The organism is Vibrio sp. M260118 (assembly GCF_036533755.1).
In the GTDB taxonomy this organism is placed as follows: Bacteria; Pseudomonadota; Gammaproteobacteria; order Enterobacterales; family Vibrionaceae; genus Vibrio.
Genome location: NZ_JATABG010000475.1, coordinates 1 through 2201, shown reverse-complemented (window position 1 = coordinate 2201; position 2201 = coordinate 1). Strand labels below are relative to the sequence as shown.

Annotated in this window: 2 protein-coding genes; both read right to left on the bottom strand. The window is 40.8% G+C overall.

Going from position 1 to position 2201, the window contains the following annotated elements; translation table 11 throughout:
* Positions 1-513: 513 nt before the first annotated feature.
* The gene (locus QTO00_RS18550) at positions 514-1770 is read right to left on the bottom strand and encodes an HD-GYP domain-containing protein (RefSeq protein WP_331426086.1); all 1257 of its coding nucleotides are present in this window, start codon (positions 1768-1770) and stop codon (positions 514-516) included.
* Between the two features lie 100 nt (positions 1771-1870).
* Positions 1871-2201 (bottom strand): VOC family protein (locus QTO00_RS18545; protein ID WP_331426085.1); only part of this gene is annotated, 331 nt, incomplete at its 5' end.

Below are 2201 nucleotides of genomic sequence, written 5' to 3'. Positions count from 1 at the left end.
CTAAATAAATAGGGGAGGCTCAATGAATACTGATAAGTTCCTAGTGACTAGAAGCTAGTTCCTAGAAAACTTGAATTGACTGTGCTCGAATGATTGCTCATTCAAATGGTCACTTCGTATCATTGAAACCTAAATTGTTTCCGAAGAAACTATTTGGATTATCATCAACGAGTGCCCACACAGATTGATAGGTTTATATTGTTAAAGAGCTGTGCTTTAAAAGAAACTTTCTCTCAAAGCGGAGGTGCATTCTAGCGAGATAATTTGAAGAGTCAAACACTTTTTCAAATTTATTTTCTCAGAAGCTTTCCACCTCTCTGACTATCGTCGAAGCCTTATGGCGTCTGCCGTGTCAGTGGATGCGCATTATAGGGAGTTGTTTTTTTAAGGCAAGGGAAAAAGTGTGTTTTTTTCATAAAAAAAGCCTGATTGAACACGAATCAATCAGACCTTAATTTTCACCCAATTTACTCTCAGTTTAACCAAGCGTTATCCACAAAACCCTGTGTAAAACTAGTCGTCTGAGTCGAAGAAATAAGAAATTCGCGAGCGAGGATTTAAATACTCTCTCACTTTATCTGGCAATTTGGTTGGTAATATGGCGTTAACTATCTTTATCTCTTTTTCCGCTAAGTCGATGATTGGGGCTTGAGTGCGTGGAACCGACGGATCATAGATAAGCACATTTGGGTGGAGAATGTTTTGCGCATTCACCGATATCACCAAGCCGACCATATCATTTGACAACTGAACGACGGTACCAGGCGGGTAAATGCCCATGAACTTAATTAGCAGGCTCAAGTTCTCATTGTTGTATTGATGCTTACAGTTCTTATACAGATGCGAAAGCGCGACATATGGGATCTTTTGCTCCGAAGCCACATTGCAATGACATAAGTTATCGTAAGCATTAGCCACGGCAACAATCTGGGTCAGTTCATCGATTTGATCTTCTTTTAACCCCTCGGGATAACCTGACCCATCATTAAGTTCATGATGCTGAGCGATAACCGTGCGAGCACTTTCAGGGAAACTATCTATATTACCTGCAATCTCTAATCCATATTTAGTATGCAACTTGAGATAGTTTTTCTCTGGTTCAGTAAGAGGGGTGGGTTTACGCAAAATAGCCGTTGGTACTTTAACTTTGCCCATATCATGGAATAGAGAAGCAAAAGCCACTTCTTTAATCTGCTCTGCACTAAGCTTTTTAGCCTTAGCAATCATCATAGCTACAACGGATACATTAAGTGAGTGGAAGTAGATGTCTTCGAACTCACTTTTACCGTTCATAAGATGGAGGGTTACATGATCGTCACTTAATAGCTTATCGACAATGTCATTAACCAATTGGCTTGCTTCATCGACGGCTTGTTCTGGGCGATTACGAATTTTGTTCATTACCGCGCGCATTCTTGATAGAGAGCGCTCAAACTCTTTTTCACAGTTAATGACACGTCGGCGATAGGCACTCAACTTCTCGATTCTATCTTGCTTCTCTTTCCAGAGCTTTTGAGCTTCGAGGTCAATCTCTTCGTGCAGTACATCTTCCACTTCTGATTGTTCTTCAGAAACTGGTAGTGGTTGCGTGTCACTTTGGGCGGTATTAATAAAGACGTGCTTGATCCCCAAATGGCGGATCATTCTAATTTGTTCTTCGTCTTTAATTTTAAAACTATTGAATAGGAACGGGTGTTCATTCCACTTGACCGGAAGTCGAATGTGCAACCCAGGCTGAAGTCTATCTACAGTTATTTTTATGCTGGCCACGATCTATATACAATTTATAATTTTAGGTTATTGATAATGAGAATCCACTCCAATTAAGCGTTATTGCGAACTCGATAACGCTTAATTGCGAGTGAGTTCATTATTTTACTAAATCACAATGCAACATCCAGCGAATACCAAACTGATCTTCGACCTTACCAAAGCGAGCCCCCCAGAATGTATCTGCAAGTGGCATCATAATACGACCACCGTGAGATAACTTATCAAACAGGCGAGCTTGCTCATCCAAATCAGTGAGAACGACTGATAGTGCGATATTATTGCCACTACGCTCTTCGGCAAGGATCCCATCAGATAACATTAACTTCATGCCAAACGCCTCAAACTCAGCATGCATAACCCAATTTGGGTCAGCACCTTCTATTTGCTGAGGTGAGTCTTTGAATAATTGCTTGGTTAACACTACTCCG